At 70.4% G+C, this 23,087-nt stretch carries 26 protein-coding genes; 4 read left to right on the top strand and 22 right to left on the bottom strand.

Going from position 1 to position 23,087, the window contains the following annotated elements; genetic code table 11:
* Nucleotides 1-55 precede the first annotated feature (55 nt).
* The 11 genes from EGM46_RS05300 to groES form a co-directional block, all read right to left on the bottom strand.
* Nucleotides 56-475: a DUF3788 family protein gene (locus tag EGM46_RS05300; protein ID WP_125099121.1), complete on the bottom strand. Its 420-nt coding sequence runs from the start codon at nucleotides 473-475 to the stop codon at nucleotides 56-58.
* A 197-nt stretch (nucleotides 476-672) separates the two neighbouring features.
* Nucleotides 673-2,175 carry an IMP dehydrogenase gene (gene guaB, locus EGM46_RS05295; protein ID WP_125099120.1) on the bottom strand — a complete coding sequence of 501 codons (1,503 nt, stop codon included), beginning with the start codon at nucleotides 2,173-2,175 and terminating at the stop codon, nucleotides 673-675.
* 131 nt (nucleotides 2,176-2,306) lie between these two features.
* Nucleotides 2,307-3,362, bottom strand: coding sequence for an ABC transporter ATP-binding protein (locus EGM46_RS05290; protein ID WP_125099119.1), 1,056 nt, complete (start codon nucleotides 3,360-3,362; stop codon nucleotides 2,307-2,309).
* Nucleotides 3,362-4,162 (bottom strand): ABC transporter permease, encoded by an 801-nt coding sequence (locus tag EGM46_RS05285; protein WP_125099118.1) that lies wholly within the window; start codon nucleotides 4,160-4,162, stop codon nucleotides 3,362-3,364. Before EGM46_RS05285 ends, EGM46_RS05290 begins: the two co-directional genes overlap by 1 nt.
* Before the next feature lie 2 nt (nucleotides 4,163-4,164).
* On the bottom strand, nucleotides 4,165-5,034 hold the full coding sequence (locus EGM46_RS05280; RefSeq protein WP_125099117.1) for an ABC transporter permease: 870 nt from the start codon (nucleotides 5,032-5,034) through the stop codon (nucleotides 4,165-4,167).
* Nucleotides 5,031-6,110 carry an extracellular solute-binding protein gene (locus EGM46_RS05275; RefSeq protein WP_206427505.1) on the bottom strand — a complete coding sequence of 360 codons (1,080 nt, stop codon included), beginning with the start codon at nucleotides 6,108-6,110 and terminating at the stop codon, nucleotides 5,031-5,033. The genes EGM46_RS05280 and EGM46_RS05275 overlap by 4 nt, the downstream gene beginning before the upstream one ends.
* A 36-nt stretch (nucleotides 6,111-6,146) precedes the next feature.
* On the bottom strand, nucleotides 6,147-6,617 hold the full coding sequence (locus EGM46_RS05270) for a DUF3830 family protein (protein WP_125099116.1): 471 nt from the start codon (nucleotides 6,615-6,617) through the stop codon (nucleotides 6,147-6,149).
* A gap of 41 nt (nucleotides 6,618-6,658) precedes the next feature.
* Complete coding sequence (locus EGM46_RS05265) at nucleotides 6,659-7,474, bottom strand: gamma-glutamyl-gamma-aminobutyrate hydrolase family protein (protein WP_125099115.1); 816 nt, start codon at nucleotides 7,472-7,474, stop codon at nucleotides 6,659-6,661.
* 111 nt (nucleotides 7,475-7,585) lie between these two features.
* On the bottom strand, nucleotides 7,586-8,575 hold the full coding sequence (locus tag EGM46_RS05260) for an Lrp/AsnC family transcriptional regulator (RefSeq protein ID WP_125099114.1): 990 nt from the start codon (nucleotides 8,573-8,575) through the stop codon (nucleotides 7,586-7,588).
* Between the two features lie 103 nt (nucleotides 8,576-8,678).
* Entirely contained in the window at nucleotides 8,679-9,584 is a 906-nt protein-coding gene (gene rarD / locus EGM46_RS05255; RefSeq protein WP_241156193.1) for an EamA family transporter RarD, read from the bottom strand.
* An 87-nt stretch (nucleotides 9,585-9,671) separates the two neighbouring features.
* Complete coding sequence (gene groES, locus EGM46_RS05250) at nucleotides 9,672-9,968, bottom strand: co-chaperone GroES (RefSeq protein WP_125099112.1); 297 nt, start codon at nucleotides 9,966-9,968, stop codon at nucleotides 9,672-9,674.
* A 294-nt stretch (nucleotides 9,969-10,262) separates the two neighbouring features.
* On the opposite strand from groES, the gene EGM46_RS05245 reads away from it, so the two are divergent.
* From EGM46_RS05245 to EGM46_RS05235, 3 genes are read left to right on the top strand one after another with little or no spacing between them, the layout of a single operon-like run.
* Nucleotides 10,263-10,808, top strand: a complete 546-nt coding sequence (locus tag EGM46_RS05245) for a DUF4190 domain-containing protein (protein ID WP_241156192.1) — start codon at nucleotides 10,263-10,265, stop codon at nucleotides 10,806-10,808.
* Nucleotides 10,809-10,817: 9 nt separating this feature from the next.
* Nucleotides 10,818-11,297 carry a DUF4190 domain-containing protein gene (locus EGM46_RS15100; protein ID WP_125099111.1) on the top strand — a complete coding sequence of 160 codons (480 nt, stop codon included), beginning with the start codon at nucleotides 10,818-10,820 and terminating at the stop codon, nucleotides 11,295-11,297.
* 39 nt (nucleotides 11,298-11,336) lie between these two features.
* Nucleotides 11,337-12,548, top strand: coding sequence for a class I SAM-dependent methyltransferase (locus tag EGM46_RS05235; RefSeq protein ID WP_125099157.1), 1,212 nt, complete (start codon nucleotides 11,337-11,339; stop codon nucleotides 12,546-12,548).
* A 252-nt stretch (nucleotides 12,549-12,800) separates the two neighbouring features.
* Here the strand turns inward: EGM46_RS05235 and EGM46_RS14685 are convergent, their stop codons facing one another.
* The 8 genes from EGM46_RS14685 to glmS form a co-directional block, all read right to left on the bottom strand.
* Nucleotides 12,801-13,349: a DUF4190 domain-containing protein gene (locus EGM46_RS14685; RefSeq protein ID WP_164512816.1), complete on the bottom strand. Its 549-nt coding sequence runs from the start codon at nucleotides 13,347-13,349 to the stop codon at nucleotides 12,801-12,803.
* A 123-nt stretch (nucleotides 13,350-13,472) separates the two neighbouring features.
* Complete coding sequence (tsaD, locus tag EGM46_RS05220; protein WP_125099108.1) at nucleotides 13,473-14,555, bottom strand: tRNA (adenosine(37)-N6)-threonylcarbamoyltransferase complex transferase subunit TsaD; 1,083 nt, start codon at nucleotides 14,553-14,555, stop codon at nucleotides 13,473-13,475.
* Nucleotides 14,552-15,034 carry a ribosomal protein S18-alanine N-acetyltransferase gene (gene rimI, locus EGM46_RS05215; protein ID WP_125099107.1) on the bottom strand — a complete coding sequence of 161 codons (483 nt, stop codon included), beginning with the start codon at nucleotides 15,032-15,034 and terminating at the stop codon, nucleotides 14,552-14,554. Before rimI ends, tsaD begins: the two co-directional genes overlap by 4 nt.
* The gene (gene tsaB, locus EGM46_RS05210) at nucleotides 15,031-15,678 is read right to left on the bottom strand and encodes a tRNA (adenosine(37)-N6)-threonylcarbamoyltransferase complex dimerization subunit type 1 TsaB (protein WP_206427504.1); all 648 of its coding nucleotides are present in this window, start codon (nucleotides 15,676-15,678) and stop codon (nucleotides 15,031-15,033) included. The genes rimI and tsaB overlap by 4 nt, the downstream gene beginning before the upstream one ends.
* Nucleotides 15,675-16,178, bottom strand: a complete 504-nt coding sequence (gene tsaE / locus EGM46_RS05205) for a tRNA (adenosine(37)-N6)-threonylcarbamoyltransferase complex ATPase subunit type 1 TsaE (protein WP_125099106.1) — start codon at nucleotides 16,176-16,178, stop codon at nucleotides 15,675-15,677. Before tsaE ends, tsaB begins: the two co-directional genes overlap by 4 nt.
* Nucleotides 16,175-17,362 (bottom strand): alanine racemase, encoded by a 1,188-nt coding sequence (gene alr / locus EGM46_RS05200; RefSeq protein WP_125099105.1) that lies wholly within the window; start codon nucleotides 17,360-17,362, stop codon nucleotides 16,175-16,177. The genes tsaE and alr overlap by 4 nt, the downstream gene beginning before the upstream one ends.
* A complete protein-coding gene (locus EGM46_RS05195; RefSeq protein WP_125099104.1) occupies nucleotides 17,359-17,748 on the bottom strand; it encodes a holo-ACP synthase in 390 nt (129 codons plus the stop codon). The genes alr and EGM46_RS05195 overlap by 4 nt, the downstream gene beginning before the upstream one ends.
* Entirely contained in the window at nucleotides 17,745-19,595 is a 1,851-nt protein-coding gene (gene glmS / locus EGM46_RS05190) for a glutamine--fructose-6-phosphate transaminase (isomerizing) (RefSeq protein ID WP_125099103.1), read from the bottom strand. The genes EGM46_RS05195 and glmS overlap by 4 nt, the downstream gene beginning before the upstream one ends.
* A 31-nt stretch (nucleotides 19,596-19,626) precedes the next feature.
* On the opposite strand from glmS, the gene coaA reads away from it, so the two are divergent.
* Entirely contained in the window at nucleotides 19,627-20,676 is a 1,050-nt protein-coding gene (gene coaA, locus EGM46_RS05185) for a type I pantothenate kinase (RefSeq protein WP_125099102.1), read from the top strand.
* A 24-nt stretch (nucleotides 20,677-20,700) separates the two neighbouring features.
* Here coaA and EGM46_RS05180 read toward each other — a convergent pair whose 3' ends face one another.
* The 3 genes from EGM46_RS05180 to rpsI all read right to left on the bottom strand — a co-directional run bounded on the left by EGM46_RS05180 (nucleotide 20,701) and on the right by rpsI (nucleotide 23,081).
* Nucleotides 20,701-21,150 carry a DUF3995 domain-containing protein gene (locus tag EGM46_RS05180; RefSeq protein ID WP_125099101.1) on the bottom strand — a complete coding sequence of 150 codons (450 nt, stop codon included), beginning with the start codon at nucleotides 21,148-21,150 and terminating at the stop codon, nucleotides 20,701-20,703.
* An 84-nt stretch (nucleotides 21,151-21,234) separates the two neighbouring features.
* Nucleotides 21,235-22,584: a phosphoglucosamine mutase gene (glmM, locus tag EGM46_RS05175; protein WP_125099100.1), complete on the bottom strand. Its 1,350-nt coding sequence runs from the start codon at nucleotides 22,582-22,584 to the stop codon at nucleotides 21,235-21,237.
* 17 nt (nucleotides 22,585-22,601) lie between these two features.
* Complete coding sequence (gene rpsI / locus EGM46_RS05170; RefSeq protein ID WP_125099099.1) at nucleotides 22,602-23,081, bottom strand: 30S ribosomal protein S9; 480 nt, start codon at nucleotides 23,079-23,081, stop codon at nucleotides 22,602-22,604.
* Between the last annotated feature and the right edge of the window lie 6 nt (nucleotides 23,082-23,087).

Raw genomic sequence — 23,087 nt, 5'->3', positions numbered from 1 at the left:
TGGCGCAAAGCTGAAGAATGCCGGGCACCCGATTCCGCGCGCGGGCGCCGGGGCGTTACCGTGCGCGCTTCCGAAATCGCAGGAGCTCCCCCACATCGGTGAGGTCGGCGGCTTCCCGGATTTCGAGCCGCAGCGCGAGCATCCTTCCCTGCGTTGGGGCCTCACGCGCCAGCGCGAGTGCTGCCGTGGTGAGCGGAAGCTCCTGCAGTGCGGCCCGGTGGCGCTCCGCGCAGAAGAACCCCACGGTGAAGTATCCGTCCCAAATCGCGCACCACGCCAGGTTCTTCGCCCCGCTGCGCACCCGGCACAGCCATCCACCGTCGCGGTAGTACGCCCAGGACAGCTCAGCCGCGAACCCCAGCGCGGCAACGTCCTCTGCCAGCCTGAGCCACACGGGGTACGCTGCGCCGAGCGCGTCCCGCAGCCCGGCCTGATCCGGCGCTGCATTCGGGTCGGCGAACGGGTTCGTGCTCATCTCGCTCCTCCCGGGAACGCGCGCCGCGGTGTCGACGCGCTGCGCCACTCAGTCTCCCGCACCCGGGCCGCGAGCGCCACGCACCGCCCCCGGTTGCGTATCGCGGGCATCGGAAGTTCCGCAGCGCGTACCGCAGGAACGCGGAACGCCCGGTGCGCTGCGTGGCAGGGCACCGGGCGTTCGGGCGGTTCTGAGGCTTAGCGCTTGTAGTTCGGCGCCTCGACCACCATCTGCACGTCGTGCGGGTGCGACTCCTTCAGCCCGGCCGCGGTGATGCGCACGAAGTTGCCGCGCTCCTTCAGCTCGGGCACCGAGCGCGCGCCAACGTAGAACATCGACTGGCGGAGGCCGCCGATCATCTGGTGCGCGACGGCGCCAACCGGCCCGCGGTAGGGCACCTGGCCCTCGATGCCCTCGGGGATCAGCTTCTCATCGCTCGGCACATCGGCCTGGAAGTAGCGGTCCTTCGAGTACGAGGTGCGCTCGCCGCGCGTCTGGAGCGCACCGAGCGAGCCCATGCCGCGGTAGTTCTTGAACTGCTTGCCGCCGACGAACACGAGATCGCCCGGGCTCTCGTCGGTTCCGGCGAGCAGCGAGCCCATCATCACGGACGAGGCGCCAGCGACGAGCGCCTTCGCGATGTCGCCCGAGTACTGCAGCCCGCCGTCAGCGATCACCGGCACGCCGGCCGGGGTGGCCGCCTTCGCCGCCTCGTAGACCGCGGTGACCTGCGGCACACCGACACCGGCGATCACGCGCGTGGTGCAGATCGAGCCGGGGCCAACGCCCACCTTCACGGCGTCCGCGCCCGCGTCGACGAGCGCCTTCGCGCCGGCGTACGTCGCGACGTTGCCGCCGATCACGTCGACGCCGGCAAACGCCGGGTCGCCCTTGATCTTCGCGATGATGTCGAGCACGCCGCGGCTGTCGCCGTTCGCCGTGTCGACGACGAGCACGTCAACGCCGGCGTCGACCAGCTGGCCGGCGCGCTTCCACGCGTCGCCGAAGAAGCCGACGGCCGCGCCAACGCGGAGGCGACCGGCGTCGTCCTTCGTGGCGAGCGGGTACTGCTCTTCCTTGTCGAAGTCCTTGACGGTGATGAGGCCGGTGAGGCGCCCCTCCTCGTCGACGAGCGGCAGCTTCTCGATCTTGTGCTGCCGGAAGATGGCGGCTGCGTCCTCGCGGGAGATCCCGACGGGGCCGGTGATGAGCGGCATCTTCGTCATCGCGTCGGCGACGCGCACGTTCGCGCGGTCCTTCGGGTCGATGAAGCGCATGTCGCGGTTCGTGATGATGCCGAGCAGCACCCCGCTCGAATCGACGACCGGCAGGCCGGAGACGCGGTACTCGCCGCACAGGGCGTCCACCTCGGCGACGGTGGCGTCGACGGTGGTGGTGACCGGGTTCGTGATCATGCCGGCCTCGCTCCGCTTCACGCGGTCGACCATCTCGGCCTGATCCTGAATCGACAGGTTGCGGTGGAGGATCCCGAGCCCGCCGTTGCGCGCCATCGCGACCGCCATGCGGGTCTCGGTGACGGTGTCCATGGCGGCAGAGATCAGCGGGATCTGCAGCTTGATGCGGCGCGTGAGCTGGGTCGAGGTGTCCGCCTCGCTGGGGATGACATCGGTGTGCGCGGGAAGCAGCAGCACGTCATCGTAGGTCAGGCCGGTGAAAGCGAAGGGATCGCGCTGTTCCATGGAACCTCTTTACTGGTATTGATGCGGACGTCCTCAGCAGGCCCGTGGGTGGTGGGTCGCTTGTTCCATCGTAAACGACCGGGGGCCAGGTGGTATTCCCCGGCCCCGGTCGTGGCGGGCGCGCCCCGCCGCTACACGTCAGCCGGGTCGAGCACGAGCGAGTCGGCGACGCGCCAGCTCAGACGAGCCGGGCCGGCGGGGACCGCCGCCCCGCGCTTGTCGGCGATGAGCCGAATGCGCTGCTCGCCGTAGTCGACGACGTACTGCACCTCGGAGCCGCGGAACACCGGCGCGACGACCTCGACGGGCAGCACGGCGTCATCGTCCGGCCCGGCCGCGAGGCGGAGGTCTTCCTGGCGGAGACCGACGACGGCGTCCGCGCCGACGGCGAGCGTGTGCGGCGGCACCGGTACCTCGTGGCCGCCGGCGAGTCGCACGGTGCCTGCGCCGGTCACCGTGCCGCGCAGGAGGTTGGCCGCGCCAAGGAAGTCGGCGGCGAACACGGTGCTCGGCGCGCCGTAGATCTCCTCGGGGCTTCCCTGCTGCTGCACCCGCCCGACGTTCATCAGCACGACGAGGTCGGAGAGGCTCATCGCCTCGTCCTGGTCGTGCGTCACGAACACCGTCGTGAGGCCGAGCTCGCGGTGCAGCTCGAGCAGCTCGATCTGCATGTCCTCACGGAGCCGCGCGTCGAGGTTCGAGAGCGGCTCGTCGAGCAGCAGTACGCGTGGCTGCGACACGATCGCGCGCGCGAGGGCGACGCGCTGCTGCTGGCCGCCAGAGAGCTGGCGCGGCTTGCGCCCGGCGAGGTGGCCCATCTGCACGCGTTCGAGCGCGTGCGCCGCGCGCTCGAGCTGCTCGGCCTTCGTGCCCTCCCCCGCCATGCGCAGCGGGAAGCGCACGTTCTCGAGCACCGTCATGTGCGGGAAGAGCGCGTACGACTGGAACATCATGCCGAGGCGGCGCTTCTCGGGCGGCAGCGCGGTCACGTTCTCGGCGCCGATGTGGATCGTGCCGCGCGTCACGGTCTCGAGCCCCGCGATGCAGCGCAGCAGCGTGGACTTGCCGCAGCCGGACGGGCCGAGCAGCGACATGAACGTGCCGGACGCGACGTCCAGCGAAATTTCTGACAGGGCGACGGAGGAGCCGAACTCTTTCCGCAGCCCGGAGATGACGAGATCAGCCATTAGGCCATTACCTTTCCAAGTCCGAGGGTGCGCTCGAAACCGATGAGCACGAGAACGGTGACGAGCACCATCAGGGTGGAGACCGCCGCGACCGAGGGGTCCGGGCTGAACTCCAAGCGCCCGTAGATCGCGAGCGGGAGTGTCTCGACGGAGGGGCTGCGGAGGAAGAGTGCCACCACGGCGTCGTCGAAGGAGATGTTGAACGCGAAGAACGCGCCGGCGAAGATGCCCGACTTGCACATCGGCAGCAGCACGAGCACGTAGCGCTGCCACCAGTTCGCGCCCATCGTGCGCGCGGCCTCCTCCGTGAACCGATCCTGCTGGAGCAGCACGCCGGAGACAGTGCGCACCACGTACGGGATCGCGAGCACGATGTGGCCGATGATGATCCCGCCGAGCGACGCGCCACCCGCGTACACGGAGAGGAACGCGAGCAGCGCGATGCCCAGGATGATGCTCGGCACGATGATGGGTGCCATCAGGAAACTCAGGATCGCCTGCGAGCCGGGGATCTGGAAGCGGGTGAGCGCGATCGCTGCCGCGGTGCCGACGATCGCGGCGATCGCGGTGACGAGGAGCCCGATCCAGAGGCTCGTGAGGAAGGGCTGCAGGTAGGTGTCGGTGGTCAGCACCATCTCGTACCACTGCAGGCTGAAGCCCTTGGGCGGGAAGCTCAGGAAGCGCTCCGAGTTCACCGAGGAGATGGCCACGACGATGATCGGCAGCAGCATGTACGCGCCGATGGCGATGGCGAGGAGGACCGCGACCGCGCGGATCCAGCCGGGGACGGCCTTGACCATAGTTATTTCCTCGATCCGATGCGTGAGGTCGCGAAGATGAGCATCACGACCGCAAGGAAGAGCAGGGTCGACTGTGCCGCGGCGAAGGGCCAGTCGAGGTTCACCGTCGCGTCGTTGTAGATCGTGCCGGCGAGGACGGGCAGGCGCGATCCGCCGACGAGGCGCGGGGTGATGAACGAGCTGACGGAAAGCGCGAACACGAGGGTTGCGCCGGCGACGAGCCCGGGCAGCGACAGCGGGAAGACGACCGTGCGCAAGGTGCGGAGGAACCCGGCGCCCATCGTGCGTGCGGCCTCCTCGAGCTTCGGGTCGATCGACTGCATCACCCCGTAGAGCGTGAGCACCGCGAAGGGCAGGAGCACCTGCACCATCGAGATGACGATGCCGGCCTCGGTCCCGAGGAGCCCCTGACCGTACGCGACGGGATCGACGCCCTTCGCGAGCTGGCCGAGCCAGCTGTTCGGCGCGAGCAGCACGACCCAGCCGAAGGTGCGCACCACAACGCTCGTCATGAGCGGGAGGATGATGACGGCCATCAGGATGCTCGAGACGCGGCCGGAAACGCGCGTCATGAGGTAGGACAGCGGCAGCGCGAGCACGAGCGTGATCGCCGTCTGAATGAGTGAGAGCCGGAGCGAGCGCCCCATCGCGGACAGGTAGTAGTCGCTCCGGAAGACCTCGGCGTAGTTGCCGAGGGAGAATCCCGCGACGCCCTGCACGCTCGTCACGGAGGAGAGCAGCATTTGCAGCACCGGCAGGAAGAAGCCGATGAGCATGAGCACGATCGCGGGAGCGAGCAGGAGCAGCGGCTCCAGCCACGGACGCTGACGTCCGCGGCTGGAGCGCGATGCGAGATGAACCGGCTGGGTCATGAGGCGACGAGCGCGTTCCAGGCCTTGACCCAGTCGGCGCGCTTCGCGTCGATCTCGGTCGGGTCGAATCGGACGAGCCCGGTGAGGTCCTCCCCGGCGATGACCTCGGCGGAGTAGTCCGAGGGAATCTCAACCGTCATGTTCGTGGGCGAGTAGCGCAGCGCCTCGGCCCAGGCGAGCTGCACCTCGGGGCGCAGCTGGTAGTTCACGAACGCGGTCGCAAGCTCTTCCTTGCCGGTGCCGGCGACGACATTTGCGGTGATGTACGACGCCGGGCTGTTCTCGGGAACGGTGAAGCCGACGTTCAGGCCTGCCTTCGTCAGCGTGTACGCGTAGTCCTGCGCGTACGGCGCGAGCCAGATGTCGCGCTGCGTGAACGCCTGCTGGATCTCCGGGCTCGTCGCGGTGACCACCGCGTCGTTGTTCGCGAGCAGCTCGCCAACGGCGTCGAGGCCGGGCTGCACGTCATCGGTGCTGCCGCCCAGCTCGGCGTTCAGCGCGAGGAAGGTGAGCAGGCCGTACGAGTTCGAGAAGTCGGTGAGCGCGACGTGGCCGGCGAACTCGGAGTCGAGGACGGCGTCCCACGACTCGGGTGCCTGCTTCACCTGATCCTTCAGGTAGATGAGCCCCATCGGGGCGATCTGGATCACGGGGCCCTCGCCCGCACCGCGCTTCACACCGTCAAGCGCGGTGGGAACGAGATCCGACGCCCCCTCGATGTCCGACTCCGCGATGGGAGCGAGCAGCCCGTCAGCGGCAGCGACGACCTCCTGGCCGCCCGAGAACGTCACGACGTCCAGCTGCGGCTTCCCCTTCTGGGCCGTGAGCTGCGCGAGCGCGTCGGCGCTGTACGCAGTCACGACCTCGACCTTGGCCCCGGTCTCCGCCTCGAACGGCGCGATCACGGCTTCCTGGAGGGTGGCCTCGTAGTCACCGCCGAAGGAGTTGACGACGATGGTCTGGCCAGCGAAGGGCTGGTCCGCCGAACCGCTCTCCGGGGTGGATCCGGAGGAGCAGCCCGTCAGGGCCAGAGCGACGGCACCGGCCATCGCGAGAAGCGACACTGCTTTTTTCATGACTGACTACTTTCGAACTGAGGGGTGGGTGGTGCGCTAGTTCACGCGGGCAATGGTGATGGTCTTGGCGCCGTCGATGCGGGTGTTCGCGCACGCTGCGGCGAACTCATCGAGGCCCTCGGTGATCGAGGCGAAGATGTTGCACGGCGTCCAGCCGAGCGGGCCGAAGATGCGGCCGCCGTCGCCGTAGAACACGCCGATCTCCCAGAGATCCTCGGACATGTTCTTCATCTGGTTGGGTGCCTGATAGTACCAGAGCAGATCGCCAGCTGCGGGGAAGCAGGTCTGGTTCTCGACCGGGATCGACTCCGGGTCGAAGTTCTGTGCCGACTCGGGCAGCCCGGTCATGATCTCGGGCCCGGCGAACGCCGCGTGCACCGCGAGCACCTCGACCGGCTGCTCAAGCGCGTCCCAGATCGTCTGCGCGGTCACGGGCGCGTTGTCGAGGTTCAGGTCAGCGGTCGCCTGTGCGCCGTTCGGGAAGGTGAGGGAAATCTGCTTCGTCATTCTGTTCTTTCTCGTGGTGGTGGAGGGGAAGCGTGTGGGGGCTACGCTGCGGCCACCGGCTGGGCGGCGCGCGCCGCGGCGCTCGCAACGAAGGCGGCAAAGAGCTTGGCCTCTGCGGCGACCTCGTCCGGCGCGGTCAGCTTCTCGGGGTGCCACTGCACGCCGAGGAATGGCCAGTCGCTCGACGTCGACTCCGCGGCCTCGGCGATGCCGTCTGCGGCGTGTGCGGTGACGGTCAGCCCATCGGCGACCGCGTCAATGGCCTGGTGGTGGATCGTGTTCACCTCGCGGGACGCCGTGCCGTACACCGCGGCGAGGGCGCTGCCAGCGGCGATGGATACCGCGTGGCGGTCGCCGAGGAACGCCGCGGGGCTGTCCTGCGCCGGGTGCACCGCGGTGCGCGGGATGTCCTCGATGAGCGTGCCGCCCAGCACGACGTTGCTCAGCTGGAGCCCGCGGCAGATCCCCAGCACGGGAAGCTCGGCGGCGCGGGCGCCGAGCAGCAGCGCGCGCTCGAACGCGTCTCGCTCGGGATCCGTGTCGGCCGGCTCCGCCGCGCTCGGCGCGAGGCCGCGCAGCTCGCGGGTGAGATCCTGACCGCCGGAGAGCAGCAGCCCGTCGATGCGCGTCAGGAGCGCTGGCACGTGCGCGTCGGCGACCGGCGCGAGGAGCAGCGGAACGCCACCGGCTGCCGCGATGCGCGCCGCGTACTCGGTGCCGAGCGTGAAGAGGTCCGTGCGCTCCCCCAGGTACGTGGGGAGTGCGCGGCGCCACACCGTGATCCCGATGATCGGGGCGCGCTCTGCGGCGAGCGCGCCGTGATCCTGGCGCGGCTGGGCGTGCGATGAAGTGGGCATTGTTGACCAATCGTTGACTGAGAGAATCTCATCACGATTGGCCGAGAATTGCAAATTATGAATTTACAATGTCGAAATCTTCGTTCAGTTGGAAATTGATTGGCAGACTATTCAGGCCGTGAGGCTGAGGGGACCGCGCCGTACCGGTGCGAGCACGAGCGAGAGGTCTCCGATCTGCGCCCCCTCGACCTCCCGCAGCACACCGGCGAGGAATTCGAGCAGCGCCTCCTCGCCGCGCGCGAGCACGTCGACCATCAGCTGGTACTCGCCCGACACCGCCGAGCAGAATCGCACCTCCCCCGTCGCCGCGAGGCGCCGGCCCAGCTCGTCCACCCGCCCGGGCGGGACGCGGAGCCACACCATCGCCTCGACCCGCAGCCCGAAGACCCCGGGAAGCACCTCGGCGCGGACCCGCAGGGTGCCGGTCGCGATGAGTTGTTCCACGCGGCGGCGCACCACACCGGTCTTGGCGTCGAGGCACTCGGCGAGCCGCGTCGCTGGCATCCTGCCGTCCTCGGCGAGCAGCGCGATCAGCCGCTCGTCCTGCGCGGTCAGGTCAGCGACCGGCTCAGCGTCCTCGTGCAGCGCGGCGAGCGTCTCCGCCTCGGCCCGCGCGCGAACCTCGGGCGAGATCGTGTTCGTCATCATCCAGTCGTAGCCGGAGCGATACGGTCGCAGCACCGTCATCGCCTCGGAATCGAGCACCCCCGGGATCCCGGGCAGCTCGTCGAGCAGCACATCGGCCACGTAGTCGTGGTCGGCGAGGATGAGCAGCGCGACCACCTGCCGCCCGCCCTCGAGCACCGAGACCGAGGAGGCATCCGCGCGGCCCGCGATCTCCGCCGCGACGGAGCGCGCGGCACCGGCAGCGGTGCGCACGCGCACCACGACCGAGCGCGCCTGATACACCGTCGTCGCGTCGAGGTAGGTGGAGACCTTGATCACCCCGAGGTCGATGAGCCGCTGGCCGCGCCTGGCGACCGTGCGCTCGGGGAGGTCGAGCAAGCGGGCCACCGCGCCCCACGACGCGCGGCCCGAGATCTGCAGCACCGCCGCGATCTGGCGATCAGTCTCGTCCCAGGAATCTGGCAGCGGCGTCATGGGGTGGGCTCCTCGGCACTCAGCGGGGCCAGCACCGCCCCGTTCGCCCCCAACGTTAGCGGACGGGCCAGCGCCTGCGGCGGCGAGCGCCGGAGGCCGCGCGCTAGCGTTTCCGCCCGCCAGCGCGGAGCGTCTCCACCGACAGCACGATGAGCGCACCCCACACCACCGCGAAACCGATCCAGCGGGCCACGGGAATGTGCTCGCCGAGGATCAGCCAGCCCACCAGGAACATGATGCTGGGCGCGAGGTACTGCGCGAAGCCGAGCGCTGTGAGCGAGATCCGCCGCGCGCTCGCGGCGAACAGCAGCAGCGGCACCGCGGTGGCGATCCCTGCCGCGGAGAGGATCCAGAGCTCCGTTGGCGGGGCGCTCAGGACGTCGAGCCCGCGTGTGGCGCCGAGCACCGCGAGCACGCCGAGCGCGATCGGGGTGAGCACGAGCGTCTCGACGAAGAGCCCGGGCAGGGCGGCGACGCGGCCGCCAACGTCCTTCTTCACGAAGCCGTAGTAGCCGAAGGAGAGCGCGAGGAGGAGGGCCACCCAGGGGAACGTGCCGTAGCCGACCGCGATGATGACGAACGCGACCACCGTCGCCCCGAGCGCGATCCACTGCACGCGGCCGAGCCGCTCCCCGAGCAGCACGACGGCGAGCAGGATCGTGATCACCGGGTTGATGAAGTAGCCGAGCGAAGCGTCGAGCACGTGCCCCGACGTCGAGGCGAGCACGTAGGTCTGCCAGTTCACGTAGATGACCGCGCCGGCGAGCGCCAGGCGCCAGAGCAGCCGACCATCGCGCAGCACACGCGCCACATCGCCCCACTGGCGCAGCACCGTGATGAGGATGGCGCAGAACACCAGCGTGAGGAGGATCCGCCAGGCCACAATCTCGAACGCGTTGATGCCGATGAGCAGCACGAAGTACAGCGGCAGGAAGCCCCAGAGCGTGTATGCGGCGATCGCTGCGAGCACTCCGCGCTGAGTGTCGCCGCGTGAGGAAACTACTGACACAAGGGGGTCCTGTCGGGTGGGCATCAACAAAAAAACACCGGGGCCGACGCGAAACGCGTCGGCCCCGGGGCGCAGAGCAAAAAGCGCTTAGCGCGTCACAACCGCGAGGATATCGCGTGCCGAGAGCACGAGGTAATCGTCGCCCGAGACCTTGACCTCGGTGCCGCCGAACTTCGAGTAGATCACAATGTCGCCGACCGCGACATCGAGCGGGATCCGGGTGCCGCTGTCGGACACGCGGCCGGGACCGACGGCAACGACCTCGCCCTCCTGGGGCTTCTCCTTGGCGCTATCGGGGATCACGAGACCGGAGGCGGTGGTCTGCTCAGCTTCGACCTGCTTGATAACGATGCGATCCTCGAGCGGCTTGATGGCAACCGACACAGTTGACCTCTTTCCAGTGTTCGAAAGTTCTCGCGCCCGCCCGGTGCGAGCGCGTCTGCCTCCGAGTCTAGGACGCGGATTGGCACTCCTGCAAGGGGAGTGCCAACTGCGCGGATCGCTCCGAGCGAACGCACGCGCGCGCCGCCGCGCCTTCGCGGCGGCGAATCCGGTGGGCCGATTCACGGCTGAGGCCCATGCGCGGCTCAGACGCGCGCCGATAGACTGGGCGCAGAGCACGGTGAGGGGACCGCGGCAGGGATCCCGAACCTTGATTTGCGTCGCGAGGAGAAACCCATGTCTACCCCCACCACCCCCGAGCCGGGCACCCCGGACCCAGCGGCACCGTCTGGCGTCCCAGCGGCGCAGCCGACCGCGCCTCAGCCAACGGCAGCACAGCCGACCGCGGCGCAGCCGACCGTTCCGCTGCCGCAGGGCGTTCCCGCGTACGCGCAGCAGCACGCACCCGGCCAGCCGCAGGTACCCGGCCAGCAGCCCGCGCCCGGCCAGCCGGCAGCAGCATACGGAGCGCCCGTCTACCGCCCGGCGGCCCCGGCACCAGCGGCTGCCCCGCGCGGCACCACGCTCGCTCAGACCAACACCTACGCGCTCCTCGCGATCATCCTCGCGTTCATCTCCCCGATCGCCGGCGTGGTCTTCGGTCACATGAGCCTCAGCCAGATCAAGCGCACCGGCGATGCCGGCCGCGGGCTCGCGATCACCGGCCTGGTGCTCGGCTACGCCTCGTTTGCGTTCCTCATCGTGTTCATCGTGCTGTACATCGGGTTCATCGCGCTCGCGATCGGTGGGATCGCGAGCGAGTACTCCAGCTACTCGTACTAAGGAGCTGCCGTGAGCCAGAACGTCCCCACCGGGGGCCCCGAGCAGCAGCCGGTCGATCCGCAGCAGCAGCAGCAGTACGCGCCACCGCAGCAGCCTGGGCCGCAGTACGGCGCTCCGCCGCAGTACTCAGCACCGCAGTACGCTCCGCCGCAGTACTCGGCACCGCAGCACACCGCACCGCAGCAGCCCGCGTACCCGGCACCCGAGCAGCCGTACGCCGTGCCGTACTATGTCCCGGTCGCCGCGGCGGCCCCGCCGACGAACACGCTCGCGATCCTCGCGCTGATCTCGGCATTCGTGGCACCCTTTGTCGTGCCAGTCGTGCTCGGCCACCTGAGTATGAATCAGATCAGGCGCTCGGGCGAGGGCGGCCGCGGGCTCGCGATCACGGCGCTCGTCCTCGGCTACATCCAGGTGGCGCTCTGGGCGCTGCTCATCCTGTTCATCGTCTGGGTGGGGGTTGTCGCCGCCGCCGGATCGAGCATGTAGGCAGTGCCTGGTCAGCAGCCATCCTCTCCCGCCGCAACGATGCCGCCCGGCTGGGACTTCCTCTTCACCACCCAGGGCGTGAACGCGCTCGGGCGGGCCGTTGGCGCACTCGCGGGTGGCGCGGACGTCACCCGGCTGAACACCCAGCTCCGCGCCGACGGGCTCGCCGCCGAGCACACCGCAGCCGTGCTGACGCAGGCGCAACTGCGGCTGAAGGCGCAGGGCAAGCTGGGAGAGCTCGCGCGCTCACTGCTGTTCACGCCGGCCGGCCTCGAACAGGCGTCCCGTCGCGCGGTCTCCGTGCGGCACGCTGCCCGCTTCCGCGACGCCGGGTGCACGCGCGTCGCCGACCTCGGCTGCGGGATCGGCACGGAGTCGATGGCGCTGATCAGCGCCGGCATCACGCCGCTCGCCGTTGAGCTCGACCCGTTCACCGCGCGCATCGCCGAGCACAACCTCGGGATCGTCGCGGCGCACCACAGGCGACCGGCCCCGACGGTGCGCGTCGGCGACGCCGAGCAGCTCGGCCCGGCAGACGCCGACGGGGTGTTCCTCGATCCGGCGCGCCGCACCGCTGGGCACTCGAACACGCGGCGCGTCGCGTCCCCCGACGACTACTCCCCCAGCCTCAGCTTCGCGTTCGCCCTCGCCGAGCGGCTCCCCACCGGCATCAAGGTCGGCCCCGGGCTCGATCGCGAGCTCATCCCGGACACCGCTGAGGCGCAGTGGGTCTCGATCGACGGGCAGCTCGTCGAGACGGGGCTCTGGTTCGGACCGCTCGCCCGGCCGCAGGCGCTCCGCTCAGCGCTCGTGATCCGCGGGGACCGCGCGCACGAGCTCGCCGCCCCGGCCGACGCGGTCGACGTCGACGTGCAGCCGCTCGGCAGATACCTGTACGAGCCCGACGGCGCAGTGATCCGGGCCCGACTGATCGGCAAGCTCGCGCGCCAGCTCGGCGCCGGCATGCTGAGCCCCGGGATCGCGTATCTCACGTCCGACCGGCTTGCGCCCACGCCCTTCGCGCAAGCGTTCCGTGTGATTGCGGAGCTGCCCGTGCGTGAGAAGGACCTCAAGAAGGCACTCGCCGAACGCGGGATCGGCACGCTGGAGATCAAGAAGCGCGGTGCCGACGTGGATCCCGCGGCGCTGCGCACCCGGTTGAAGCTGCGCGGCCCGAACCGCGGAACGCTGATCCTCACCCGCGCCGCGGGGTCGCACGTCGCGATCCTCGCGGAGCGCTGCGAGCCGTAGGGCTGCGGCCGGTCGGGCGAGCAGCCTGGCTGGCTCACCTCCCCGCCCCGCCGACCCGCGTTCCCCACCCCACGCACGGAGAAATCTGATTTCTCGGAGGTTTTTGGGGCATACGGTCCGAGAGTTCAAATTTCTCCTGCGCGGTCGGTCGGTTCAGCGGGTGGCCGGGTGGCAGGCGCGGAACCGGCAGCACACCCCAAAACGCGCAACGGGCCCGGGGAAACTCCCCGGACCCGTTGCGCGTGCAGTGAGCTACTCCTGCGTCTGGCTCTGCCGCTCCAGCTCCTCCAACTGCTCCAGCTGCTGCTCGAGCTGCTGCTGGAAGTCGGGATCGTTGGCGATCTGCGAGAGGCCGGCGAGCAGGACAATCCACACGATCACGCCGACGATGATCGCCAGGGCACCCGTGATGAGGCCCGTGATGGCCATCGGCTTCGACTGCTTCTTCACGAGCGCAACGATGCTGAGCACGATGCCGACCACACCGAGCAGCGGGCCGAAGCCGGGCAGGAAGAACAGCACAATGGACAGCACGAGGCCGACGATGCCGAGCACCAGGCCGGCGATCGCGAGACCCTTGGGCTGCGGCGGCGTGTACCCGCCCTGCGGCGCGCCCTGCGGGTACCCCTGCGGCGCCTGCCCGTATGGGGGGACGCCCTGCGCGGCCGCTGCACCCGGCTGGGGTACCGGAGGCGCTGGCGGTGCCTGCGGCGGCGTGGTCGGTGCCTGCGGCGGAGTCGTGGGCGCCTGGGGCGGCACGGGCGGCTGGGTCGGGTCGTTGCCGGGCAGGTTCTCAGACATGTTGCTCCTTCGGTCGGGTGGCGCGACGGCGTACCGCCGGTTTCCGTACTCTCAGCCTAGACTCAGGGCTCGCAAAAACCACGCCTCCAGGCGGAATACCGAAATTTTCTGCGCGGATCTGGCCTACGGCACCTGAATCTGCTGCACGGGGAGGGTCGAGTCGGCGCCGAAGGCCAGCGAGGACGGCGCATGCCCCGCGGCAACCAGCTGCGCGCCGAGCGAGGCGATCATCGCGCCGTTGTCGGTGCACAGCGAGAGCGGCGGGACGCGGAGCGCGATGCCGGCGGCCGCCGTGCGCTCGGCGGCGAGTTCGCGGATGCGCGCGTTCGCGACCACGCCGCCCCCGAGGAGCAGGCGCGGCACCCCGAGGTCCTGGCACGCGGCGACGGCCTTGGTGAGCAGCACGTCGGCGACCGCCTCGCGGAAGCTCGCCGCGACATCCCCGACCGGGATCGGCGCGCCCGTCGCCTCGTGCTTCTCCACCCAGCGCGCCACGGAGGTCTTCAGCCCCGAGAACGAGAAGTCGTAGCGGTGCTTCGCCATGTCCTTCGGGAGCGAGAGCCCCCTGGGGAAGCGGATCGCGTTCGGGTCGCCGTCGGCCGCGACGCGGTCGATGTGCGGGCCACCCGGGTAGGGTAGCCCGAGCAGGCGCGCCACCTTGTCAAAGGCCTCGCCTGCGGCGTCGTCGATGGTCTCACCGAGCAGCTCGACGTCGCCGACGAGATCCCGCACGAGCAGGAGGGAGGTGTGCCCGCCCGACACGAGCAGCGCGACCGTTGGCAGCTCGAACTCCCCCACCGGTCCGACGACGGGGCGCAGCCCATCGCCCTGCAGCAGATCGGCGCCGACGTGTCCGACGAGGTGGTTCACGGCGTAGAGCGGTTTGCCGAGCGAGACCGCGAGCGCCTTCGCCGCCGCGACGCCGACCATCAGCGCGCCGGCGAGCCCGGGCCCGCTCGTCACCGCGATCGCGTCGAGCTCATCAAGCTGCACGCCCGCGGTCGCGAGTGCGCGCTCGATCGTGGGGTTCATCGCCTCGAGGTGCGCGCGCGCCGCCACCTCGGGGACGACGCCGCCGAAGCGGGCGTGCTCGTCCATCGACGACGCGATCTCGTTGGCCAGCAGCGTCCGACCCCGGACGATCCCGACGCCGGTTTCGTCGCAGCTGGTCTCGATCCCGAGCACGAGGGGGGCACTGGCGGTCATCGGTGTTCCTTCAACGTAGCTTCCTGCAGTTCGTGTCGCATGACAATCGCGTCGACGCCGTCCGGCTGGTAGTAGCGGGGCCGCACGCCGAGCTCGGCAAACCCGAGGGACTCGTAGAGCCCGCGCGCCACCGGGTTGTCCGCGCGCACCTCGAGGAATACCTCGCGCGCCCCGGCTTCCGCCGCGACCCCGAGCAGGTGGGTCATGAGGCGACGCCCCTGCCCCGTGCCGCGCAGCTCGGGCGCCACCGCGATCGTCTGGATGTCCGCCTCGGTGCCGACCGTGAGGAGGCCTGCGTAGCCGAGGATCGCGGCGGTGTCCGGCTCGGCGAGCACGACGTAGCACCGCAGCTCACCGGCGAGCTCTTCGGCGAGCATCGACCGGCTCCAGGCATCGCTCGTGAAGACGCTCGTCTCGAGCGCGTGGATCGCGTCGAGGTCGGCGGCCGTCGCGGCGCGCAGCTCGGGGGCGGCACTCACGTGCTCACCCGTTTGGGCGCGCCGGGCTGCGCGACGTCCGGGGCGCGCAGGTACCGCGCCTGCGTGTCGGCGAACCCCTGGCCGGCGGCAAGGCGGCGCGCAGCGATCCCGATCAGCTGGGCACCCGGAATCGTTTCCGGCCACACCTCGTTGGGCGCGGCGGCGTAGTCGTCGCGCGCGAAGAGGCCGGGCCCTGCCGCGCGCACGGGCACGCCGGCCCAGTCGAGCCCGGAGTACTCGGTGACGAAGAGCTCGCGGCGGCGCGCGTCCTGCACGACGCGCACGCCGGCGGTGGCGCCGCGCTCCAGCTCGGCGAGCGCGACCGCCTCGTGCCCCTCAACGGGCAGGAGGGGAACGCCACGGCCGAGCGCGAACGCCCGTGCGGCGGCGATGCCGACGCGCAGCCCGGTGAACGGACCTGGCCCCATGCCGGCGACCACGCCGGTGACGCGCGAGGGTGCGACCCCGCTCGCGGCGATGACTTCCTCGAGCAGCGTGCCAATCGCCTCGGCGTGGCCGCGCGCGTTCGCGCGCTCCGCGCTCCACACCCGGCCATCCGCGCCGAGCGCGACGGTCGTGCCGATCGCGGTGTCGATGGCGAGCAGCGCGTGTGCGCCGAGCTCGGGCACGTCGGTGGTGATCACAGTGTCTCCTCGGCCCAGCGGGGGCCCGTCCAGGTGATGGTCACGGTGCGCGCCTCGACGGGCGCTTCCGACCAGTCCGTTTCTTCCTCGTCGTCGACGCCGCGCGGGCGCTCGATGACCGCCTCGACCCAGGAGTCGCGGGTGTCGATGAGCCCCGCGCCCCACTCGGCGACGACGACGGAGCCCTCGAAGTCGAGGTCGAGGTCGTCGAGCTCCCCGGCGTCGGCGAGGCGGTACGCGTCGACGTGCACGAGCGGCGCGCCATCCCCGAGCGAGGGGTGCGTGCGTGCCAGCACGAAGGTTGGGCTCTGCACGGGGCCGCGCACGCCGAGGCCCTCGCCGATCCCGCGCGTGAGCGTCGTCTTTCCCGCACCGAGCGGACCGGTGAGGATCAGCAGGTCACCCGCGCGGAGCACGCGGCCGAGCCGCAGCCCGAGCTCGTGCATCGCGTCGGGATCCGGCACCTGGTGTGTGGTGACGCGTGGCGCCGCTGCGGTCATGCGCGTCCCTCCGCATCCTGCGCGCGAGTCGATTCGGTGCCGGGGGCGCCGAGATCCGGGCCGTCGACCGGCACACGGATGACGCGCGGCCCGATGCTCGCGATGATCTCGTAGTTGATGGTGCGCATGAGGCCGGACCAGATCTCCACAGCGGGAAAGCCCCGCTCGGGATCGCCGAAGAGCACCACGGGATCGCCGAGGCTCAGGCGCCCGGCGAGCGGCCCGACGTCGATGATGAACTGGTCCATGCCGATGCGGCCGACGATCGGGCGGGGCTCGCCGGCGACCGTCACCCACGCGCCGGAGCCGTTCAGCGCGCGCGGCATGCCGTCGGCGTAGCCCATGGGCACGAGCGCGAGCGTGGTCGCTGCCTCGCAGACGTGGTTGAAGCCGTAGGAGACGCCGGTGCCGGCCGGCACGCCGCGCAGCGCGACGATCTCCGAGCGGAGTGTCATCGCGGGCACGAGCCCCAGCTGCGCCGAAGTCTTGTCGGCGAACGGGCTGAGCCCGTAGGCGGCGACCCCGACGCGCACCGCGTTGTAGTGCAGGTGCGGGGAGGTGAACGTCGCCGCGCTCGCGGCGAGGTGCATCAGCTCGGGATCGACCCCGGCCTGCCGCAGCTGCGCGATCGCCTCGTCGAAGCGTTCGGCCTGCTGGCGGTCGGCCTCGGCGCCGGCGTTCGCGAGATGGCTGAAGATGCCGCGAACGCGCACGAGCCCCTGCGCTTCGAGCTCGGCGGCGCGGGCGAAAATCTCGGGCCAGTCGTCGGGGCAGGAGCCGTTGCGGCTGAGCCCCGTGTCCACCTTCAGGTGCGCGACGGCCCGCGCGCCCCGCACCGCGGCGGCCGCCCCGAGCCGCTCGAGCTGCTCCAGCGTGCTCACGCCGATCTCGATGTTCGCGTCCACCGCGTCGCCGAAGTCGGCGCGCACGCCGTGCAGCCAGCACAGGAGCGGACCGGTGACACCGGCGTCGCGCAGCGCGAGCGCCTCCTCAAGGTCGGCGGTGGCGACGATGGTCGCGCCGGCCGCAAACGCCGCGTTCGCGGTGATCGCGGCCCCGTGGCCGTAGCCCCCGGCCTTCACCACCACGATGACCGCCCCGCCGGTGAGCTGACGCACCAGCCGAACGTTGTGCCGGATCGCGGGGAGCGAGATTTCCGCGACGCGCATCGATCCGGATCTCATGTCCCCTCCTTCCCCTCGGGGCGCGCGGGCTCCCCCGCCCGCTCGACGATGACGAACGCGGTGGCCACTCCCCCGTCGTGGGTGAGCGAGAGGTGGCTCCGGTCGGCGCCGCGGCGGCTGAGCGCCGCGGCGAGCCCCGGCGTCGCGGCGAACGCCGGGGCGCGCTCGGGCCCGCGACGAATCTCGAGGTCCTGCCAGCTCACGCCGTCGGAGCCGCCGAGCGCCTTGATGAGTGCCTCTTTCGCCGCAAAGCGCGCGGCGAGCGACGGGGTCGACAGCTCGCGCTCGGCCTCGGTGAAGAGGCGTGCACGCAGCGCCGGAGTGCGCTCAAGCTGCTGCTCGAAGCGCGCGATGTCGACGGTGTCGACCCCGATGCCGATGATCACTCGACCGTGACCGACTTCGCGAGGTTGCGCGGCTGATCGACGTCGAGCCCCTTTGCGGTGCACAGCTCGAGCGCGAACCACTGCAACGGAACGACCTGCAGGATCGGGTCGAACAGCGAGTCCGACAGCGGGATCCGCACCACGTCGTCGGCGTACGGCAGCACCGCGGTGTCGCCGGTCTCCACGATCGCGATCACCCGGGCACCGCGCGCGCGGATCTCCTGGATGTTCGACACGACCTTCGCGTGCATGAGCGGGGAGGTGCGCGGGCTCGGCACGAGCACGAACACGGGCTGGCCGTGGTCGATGAGGGCGATCGGGCCGTGCTTCAGCTCGCCGGCGGCGAAGCCCTCGGCGTGGATGTACGCGATCTCCTTGAGCTTGAGCGCGCCCTCGAGCGCCGCCGGGTAGCCGACGTGGCGGCCGAGGAACAGCACCGAGCGCGTGTCGGCCATCCAGTGCGCGAGCTGCGCGATCTGCTCGTGCGTTGCGACGGCCTCGGCCATCTTCTCCGGCAGCGCCTCGAACTGGCGAACCGCCTCCGCCTCGGTCTCCGCCGAGAGCGTGCCGCGTGCCTTCCCGAGGTGCAGGCCGATCAGGTAGAGCGCCGTGATCTGCGCGACAAACGCCTTCGTCGACGCCACAGCGACCTCCGGCCCGGCGTGCGTGTAGACCGCCGCATCAGACTCGCGCGGGATCGTTGCCGACTGCGTGTTGCACACCGAGACAGTCGTGACACCGCGCTCGATCGCGTACTTCACGGCCATGAGGGTGTCCATGGTCTCGCCCGACTGGCTCACGGAGATCACCATGGTGCGCTCGGTGAGTACCGGATCCCGGTAGCGGAACTCGTGGCTGAGCTGTACCTCGACGGGGATCCGCGCCCACTGCTCGATCGCGTACGCGCCGATCATGCCCGCGTACGACGCGGTGCCGCACGCGATGATGACGATGCGGTCGATGTTCTGCAGGCGCTCGGCGCCGAGCGCGCTCAGCTCGGGCACCTCGACCTGGCCGTCGAGGATGCGGCCGCGAATCGTGTTCGCGATCGCCTCGGGCTGCTCGGTGATCTCCTTCGCCATGAAGGAGGACCAGCCGCCCTTGTCCGCGGCCTCGGCGTCCCACTGCACCTCGTACTCTTCGAACTCCACCTCGGCACCGTCGAAGTCCGTGATGCGCACGCCCTCGGGGGTGATCACGGCGATGTTGTCCTCATCGACCGCCACAGCGCGGCGGGTCGAGGACACGAACGCCGCGACGTCGGAGCCGAGGAAGTTCTCGCCGTCGCCGAGCCCGACCACGAGGGGCGAGTGGTGGCGCGCGGCGACGATCTTGCCCGGCTCGTCGCGGTGGGTGGCGAGGAGCGTGAACGTGCCGTGCAGGCGCTTCACGACCGCGCGGAACGCGGTCTCCAGGTCGCCGTGCTCGGCAACCGCGCGGCCGAGCAGACCGGCGACGACCTCGGTGTCGGTCTCGCTCTGCAGCTCGACGCCGGCGTCGACGAGCTCGGCGCGCAGCTCCGCGAAGTTCTCGACGATGCCGTTGTGGATCACCGCGAGCTTGCCCTCGTCCCCGAGATGCGGGTGCGCGTTCACGTCCGTCGGGCCGCCGTGCGTGGCCCAGCGAGTGTGGCCGATGCCCGTGTTCGCGGCAGCGACGGGGCTGTCGGCGAGCAGCTCCTCGAGGCGCGCAAGCTTCCCCGAGCGCTTGCGAACGGTCAGCCCCCCGGCCTCGTCCACCACGGCAATCCCAGCCGAGTCATAGCCGCGGTACTCCAGGCGCCGCAGTCCAGTAATGAGAACGTCGACCGTATCATTCGGGCCGACATATCCGACGATTCCACACATGGCATCAGTTTAGTGGCACGATGGGTGGATAATGGCCGAGATCCCCCCACCCCAGCTGCCGCGCACACGTCCAGTCCCCGTCATCGCCGACGCGGGTGGGGATGCGAAGCACCCGCAGGAGCCCAGCACCGAGACGCAGGCGCTCGTGCGCCCGGAGTTTACCTCACCGTTCATCGAGATCGGGCGCGACGAGTGGGCCCGCCTCGCGGGCGAAACCCCCATGCCGCTCACCGAGGCAGAGATCGCGGCGTTTCGCGGGCTCGGGGAGCCACTCGACATGGCCGAGGTGTCGGAGGTGTATCGGCCGCTCAGCCGGCTCATCAACCAGTACGCGATCGCGGCGCGCGAAATGCACCAGCGCACCCGCGGCTTCCTGCAGCGCAACGGCGAGCGCCCCAGCCCGTTCGTGATCGGGATCGCGGGATCCGTCGCGGTCGGCAAGTCGACGGTGGCGCGCATCCTCCGCGACCTGCTTGCGCGCTGGCCGGAGACCCCGAACGTCGAGCTCGTCACCACCGACGGCTTCCTCTACCCCAACGCGGAGCTCGAGCGGCGCGGCATCGGGCACCGGAAGGGCTTCCCGGAATCCTACGATCGCCGGGCGCTGCTGCGCTTCGTCTCGCAGGTGAAGGCCGGCGTTGCCGAGGTGCGCGTGCCGCACTACAGCCACCTGCTCTACGACATCGTGCCCGACGAGTGCACGGTGGTGCGCCAGCCCGACATCCTCATCGTCGAGGGTCTGAACGTGCTGCAGCCGGCGTCGATGGAGCACCCGCTCGCGGTGAGCGACCTGTTCGACTTCTCCGTGTACGTCGACGCGCGCACCGCGGACATTCACCAGTGGTATCGCAACCGCTTCCTGCGGCTGCGCGAGGCCGCGTTCTCCAACCCGAACTCGCACTTCCGCCGCTTCGCCGGGATCGACGACGAGGTGGCATCCGCGCTCGCCGACGAGTACTGGAACAACATCAACGAGCCCAACCTCATCGAGAACATCCGCCCGACGCGCGCCCGCGCGACGCTGATGCTCCGCAAGGAGGCGAACCACCGGGTGCAGAAGGTGCTGCTGCGGAAGCTCTAGCCCGGCTCGGAGCTGGGGGGCGGCTCAGCCCGCAGACTGAGGATCGGGCCTGCGGCGCGCGCCGCAGAGCACCGCGAGGCCGAGAACCGCGCAGAGCGGCCGGTACCAGCGCGCGTCGAGCCGCTGGAACTTCTTCCCCGCCGGCGGCAGGTCGAGCAGCGCGAGCGCGACGTCGCCGCCCAGCGCGGCGCGGCCGAGCAGCGCAAGGCCGACGAGCCGCCGACCCCGCACCACGGCTTTTCCCTCGCCGAACGCGCCGGCCGTCGCCACCGCGGCCACGCCGGCAACCCCCGCGACCGTGGCGGTCGCACGCGGACTCGGCATCGCGCGGCGGTTGCCGACCACCAGCTCGGTGAGCTCCTTCCGGTTGCGCGCCGGCCAGCTCGAGCCGGAAGCCCATGCCGCGTGCAGGGCGGCAACCACGCCAAGCCCAACTCCGCTGACCACTCGCGACAACCGCCGAAACGCACTCATGCCCCCACCGTACTCCTCGCGGAGACGGTGGGGGCATGAGCGGCGGCGATCCCGATCAGATTGAGTGCTCGGGTGCGCGACGCACTAGACCTCGAGGCGCTCCTTCACGATGGCGGCGAGGTCGTCGGCGAGCTTCTGCGCCTGATCCTCGTGCTGCGCCTCGACCATCACGCGCACCACCGGCTCGGTGCCGGAGGGGCGCAGGAGCACGCGCCCCTGGCCGCCCAGCGCGAGCTCGGCCTGGTGCACCGCCTGCTGGAGCACCGTGTCGCCCGCGACGCCAGCACGATCGACGCCGCGCACGTTGACGAGCACCTGCGGGTAGACCCGCATGCAGGTGGCGAGCTCGGCGAGCGTCTTTCCGGTGCGCTTCAGCTCGGCCGCGATGTGGAGCCCCGTGAGGATCCCATCGCCGGTCGTCGCGTGATCGCTCATGATGACGTGCCCCGACTGCTCACCGCCGAGCGAGTAGCCGTTCGCGTTGATCGCTTCGAGCACGTAGCGGTCGCCGACGCCGGTCTCGACCACGTCGATCCCGTTGTCCGCCATCGCGAGCTTCAGCCCGAGGTTCGACATCACGGTCGCGACGAGGGTGTTCTGCTCGAGCTTGCCGCGCGCCGACATCGAGAGCGCGAGAATCGCCATGATGCGGTCGCCGTCCACGACGTTGCCGTCGGCGTCGACCGCGAGGCAGCGATCCGCGTCGCCGTCGTGCGCGATGCCGAGGTCGGCACCGTGCTCCGTCACCGCGGCGATGAGCGGCTCAAGGTGGGTGGAGCCCACGCCGTCGTTGATGTTGAAGCCATCGGGATCGTTGCCGATCACTGTGACCTTCGCGCCGGCGTCGCTGAACACGTCGGGCGAGATCCCCGCCGCCGCGCCGTGCGCGCAGTCGAGGACCACGTGCAGGCCGTCGAGGGTCACGCCCTCGAGCGTGCCGAGCAGGTGCACGAGGTAGCGATCCTCCGCGTCGGCGAAGCGCTGGATGCGCCCCACTTCACGGCCGGTCACCGCGATGCTCGGGCGCTCGAGCGCGGCTTCGATCTCGTCCTCGATGTCGTCGGCGAGCTTGCGCCCGCCAGCGGCGAAGAACTTGATCCCGTTGTCGGGGGCCGGGTTGTGCGAGGCCGACACCATCACGCCGAAGTCGGCGCCGGTGTCCGCAACGAGGTACGCGGCTGCCGGGGTCGGGATCACGCCGGCGTCGAGCACGTCGACGCCCGCGGAGGCCAGCCCGGCCGCAACCGCGGCAGAGATGAACTCACCCGAAACCCGGGGATCGCGGGCAACGACCGCGATAGCACGACGGCTCTCGCTCCGGGCAGAACGCCCGAGAACGAGAGCCGCAGCGTCCGCGAGGTTCAGGGCCAGCTCGGCGGTCACATCGACCCCGGCAAGACCCCGAACCCCGTCGGTGCCAAAAAGGCGTCCCATCGGAAAAGGATCCCGACTTAGCGCTTCGAGTACTGAGGCGCCTTGCGGGCCTTCTTGAGACCAGCCTTCTTGCGCTCCTTGATGCGAGCGTCGCGGCTCAGGAAGCCAGCCTTCTTCAGGGTGGGGCGGTTGTGCTCAGCGTCGATCTCGTTGAGCGCGCGAGCGATCGCGAGGCGCAGTGCACCGGCCTGGCCCGAGGGGCCGCCGCCGACGATGCGAGCGATCACGTCGTACGAGCCACCGAGCTCGAGCACGGTGAAGGGATCCGTGATGAGCTGCTGGTGCAGCTTGTTCGGGAAGTACTCGGCGAGCTCACGACCGTTGACGGTCATGGTGCCCGAGCCGGGGATGAGGCGAACGCGGGCGATCGCCTGCTTGCGGCGGCCGACAGCTGCGCCGGGGACGGTGAGCGCGGGGCGCGGGGCCTGCGTGGTGGCCTGCGACGCCGGCGTCTCGGTGGTGTAGCTCTCGGGGGCCACGGTCTGCTCTTCAGTCACTGTGAA

It is taken from the genome of Leucobacter chromiireducens (assembly GCF_003917135.1).
Taxonomy (GTDB): domain Bacteria; phylum Actinomycetota; class Actinomycetes; order Actinomycetales; family Microbacteriaceae; genus Leucobacter; species Leucobacter chromiireducens_A.
Note: the sequence above shows the minus strand (reverse complement) of the source record. Positions and strands in the feature narration are given on the sequence as shown.

Excerpts from the sequence above, each read along its gene's own strand:
- EGM46_RS05300 (WP_125099121.1), bottom strand. The coding sequence starts at position 475 with ATGAGCACGAACCCGTTCGCCGACCCGAATGCAGCGCCGGATCAGGCC.
- guaB (WP_125099120.1), bottom strand. The coding sequence starts at position 2,175 with ATGGAACAGCGCGATCCCTTCGCTTTCACCGGCCTGACCTACGATGAC.
- EGM46_RS05290 (WP_125099119.1), bottom strand. The coding sequence starts at position 3,362 with ATGGCTGATCTCGTCATCTCCGGGCTGCGGAAAGAGTTCGGCTCCTCC.
- EGM46_RS05285 (WP_125099118.1), bottom strand. The coding sequence starts at position 4,162 with ATGGTCAAGGCCGTCCCCGGCTGGATCCGCGCGGTCGCGGTCCTCCTC.
- EGM46_RS05280 (WP_125099117.1), bottom strand. The coding sequence starts at position 5,034 with ATGACCCAGCCGGTTCATCTCGCATCGCGCTCCAGCCGCGGACGTCAG.
- EGM46_RS05275 (WP_206427505.1), bottom strand. The coding sequence starts at position 6,110 with ATGAAAAAAGCAGTGTCGCTTCTCGCGATGGCCGGTGCCGTCGCTCTG.
- EGM46_RS05270 (WP_125099116.1), bottom strand. The coding sequence starts at position 6,617 with ATGACGAAGCAGATTTCCCTCACCTTCCCGAACGGCGCACAGGCGACC.
- EGM46_RS05265 (WP_125099115.1), bottom strand. The coding sequence starts at position 7,474 with ATGCCCACTTCATCGCACGCCCAGCCGCGCCAGGATCACGGCGCGCTC.
- EGM46_RS05260 (WP_125099114.1), bottom strand. The coding sequence starts at position 8,575 with ATGACGCCGCTGCCAGATTCCTGGGACGAGACTGATCGCCAGATCGCG.
- EGM46_RS05245 (WP_241156192.1), top strand. The coding sequence starts at position 10,263 with ATGTCTACCCCCACCACCCCCGAGCCGGGCACCCCGGACCCAGCGGCA.
- EGM46_RS05235 (WP_125099157.1), top strand. The coding sequence starts at position 11,337 with ATGCCGCCCGGCTGGGACTTCCTCTTCACCACCCAGGGCGTGAACGCG.
- EGM46_RS14685 (WP_164512816.1), bottom strand. The coding sequence starts at position 13,349 with ATGTCTGAGAACCTGCCCGGCAACGACCCGACCCAGCCGCCCGTGCCG.
- tsaD (WP_125099108.1), bottom strand. The coding sequence starts at position 14,555 with ATGACCGCCAGTGCCCCCCTCGTGCTCGGGATCGAGACCAGCTGCGAC.
- tsaE (WP_125099106.1), bottom strand. The coding sequence starts at position 16,178 with ATGACCGCAGCGGCGCCACGCGTCACCACACACCAGGTGCCGGATCCC.
- alr (WP_125099105.1), bottom strand. The coding sequence starts at position 17,362 with ATGAGATCCGGATCGATGCGCGTCGCGGAAATCTCGCTCCCCGCGATC.
- glmS (WP_125099103.1), bottom strand. The coding sequence starts at position 19,595 with ATGTGTGGAATCGTCGGATATGTCGGCCCGAATGATACGGTCGACGTT.
- coaA (WP_125099102.1), top strand. The coding sequence starts at position 19,627 with ATGGCCGAGATCCCCCCACCCCAGCTGCCGCGCACACGTCCAGTCCCC.
- EGM46_RS05180 (WP_125099101.1), bottom strand. The coding sequence starts at position 21,150 with ATGAGTGCGTTTCGGCGGTTGTCGCGAGTGGTCAGCGGAGTTGGGCTT.
- glmM (WP_125099100.1), bottom strand. The coding sequence starts at position 22,584 with ATGGGACGCCTTTTTGGCACCGACGGGGTTCGGGGTCTTGCCGGGGTC.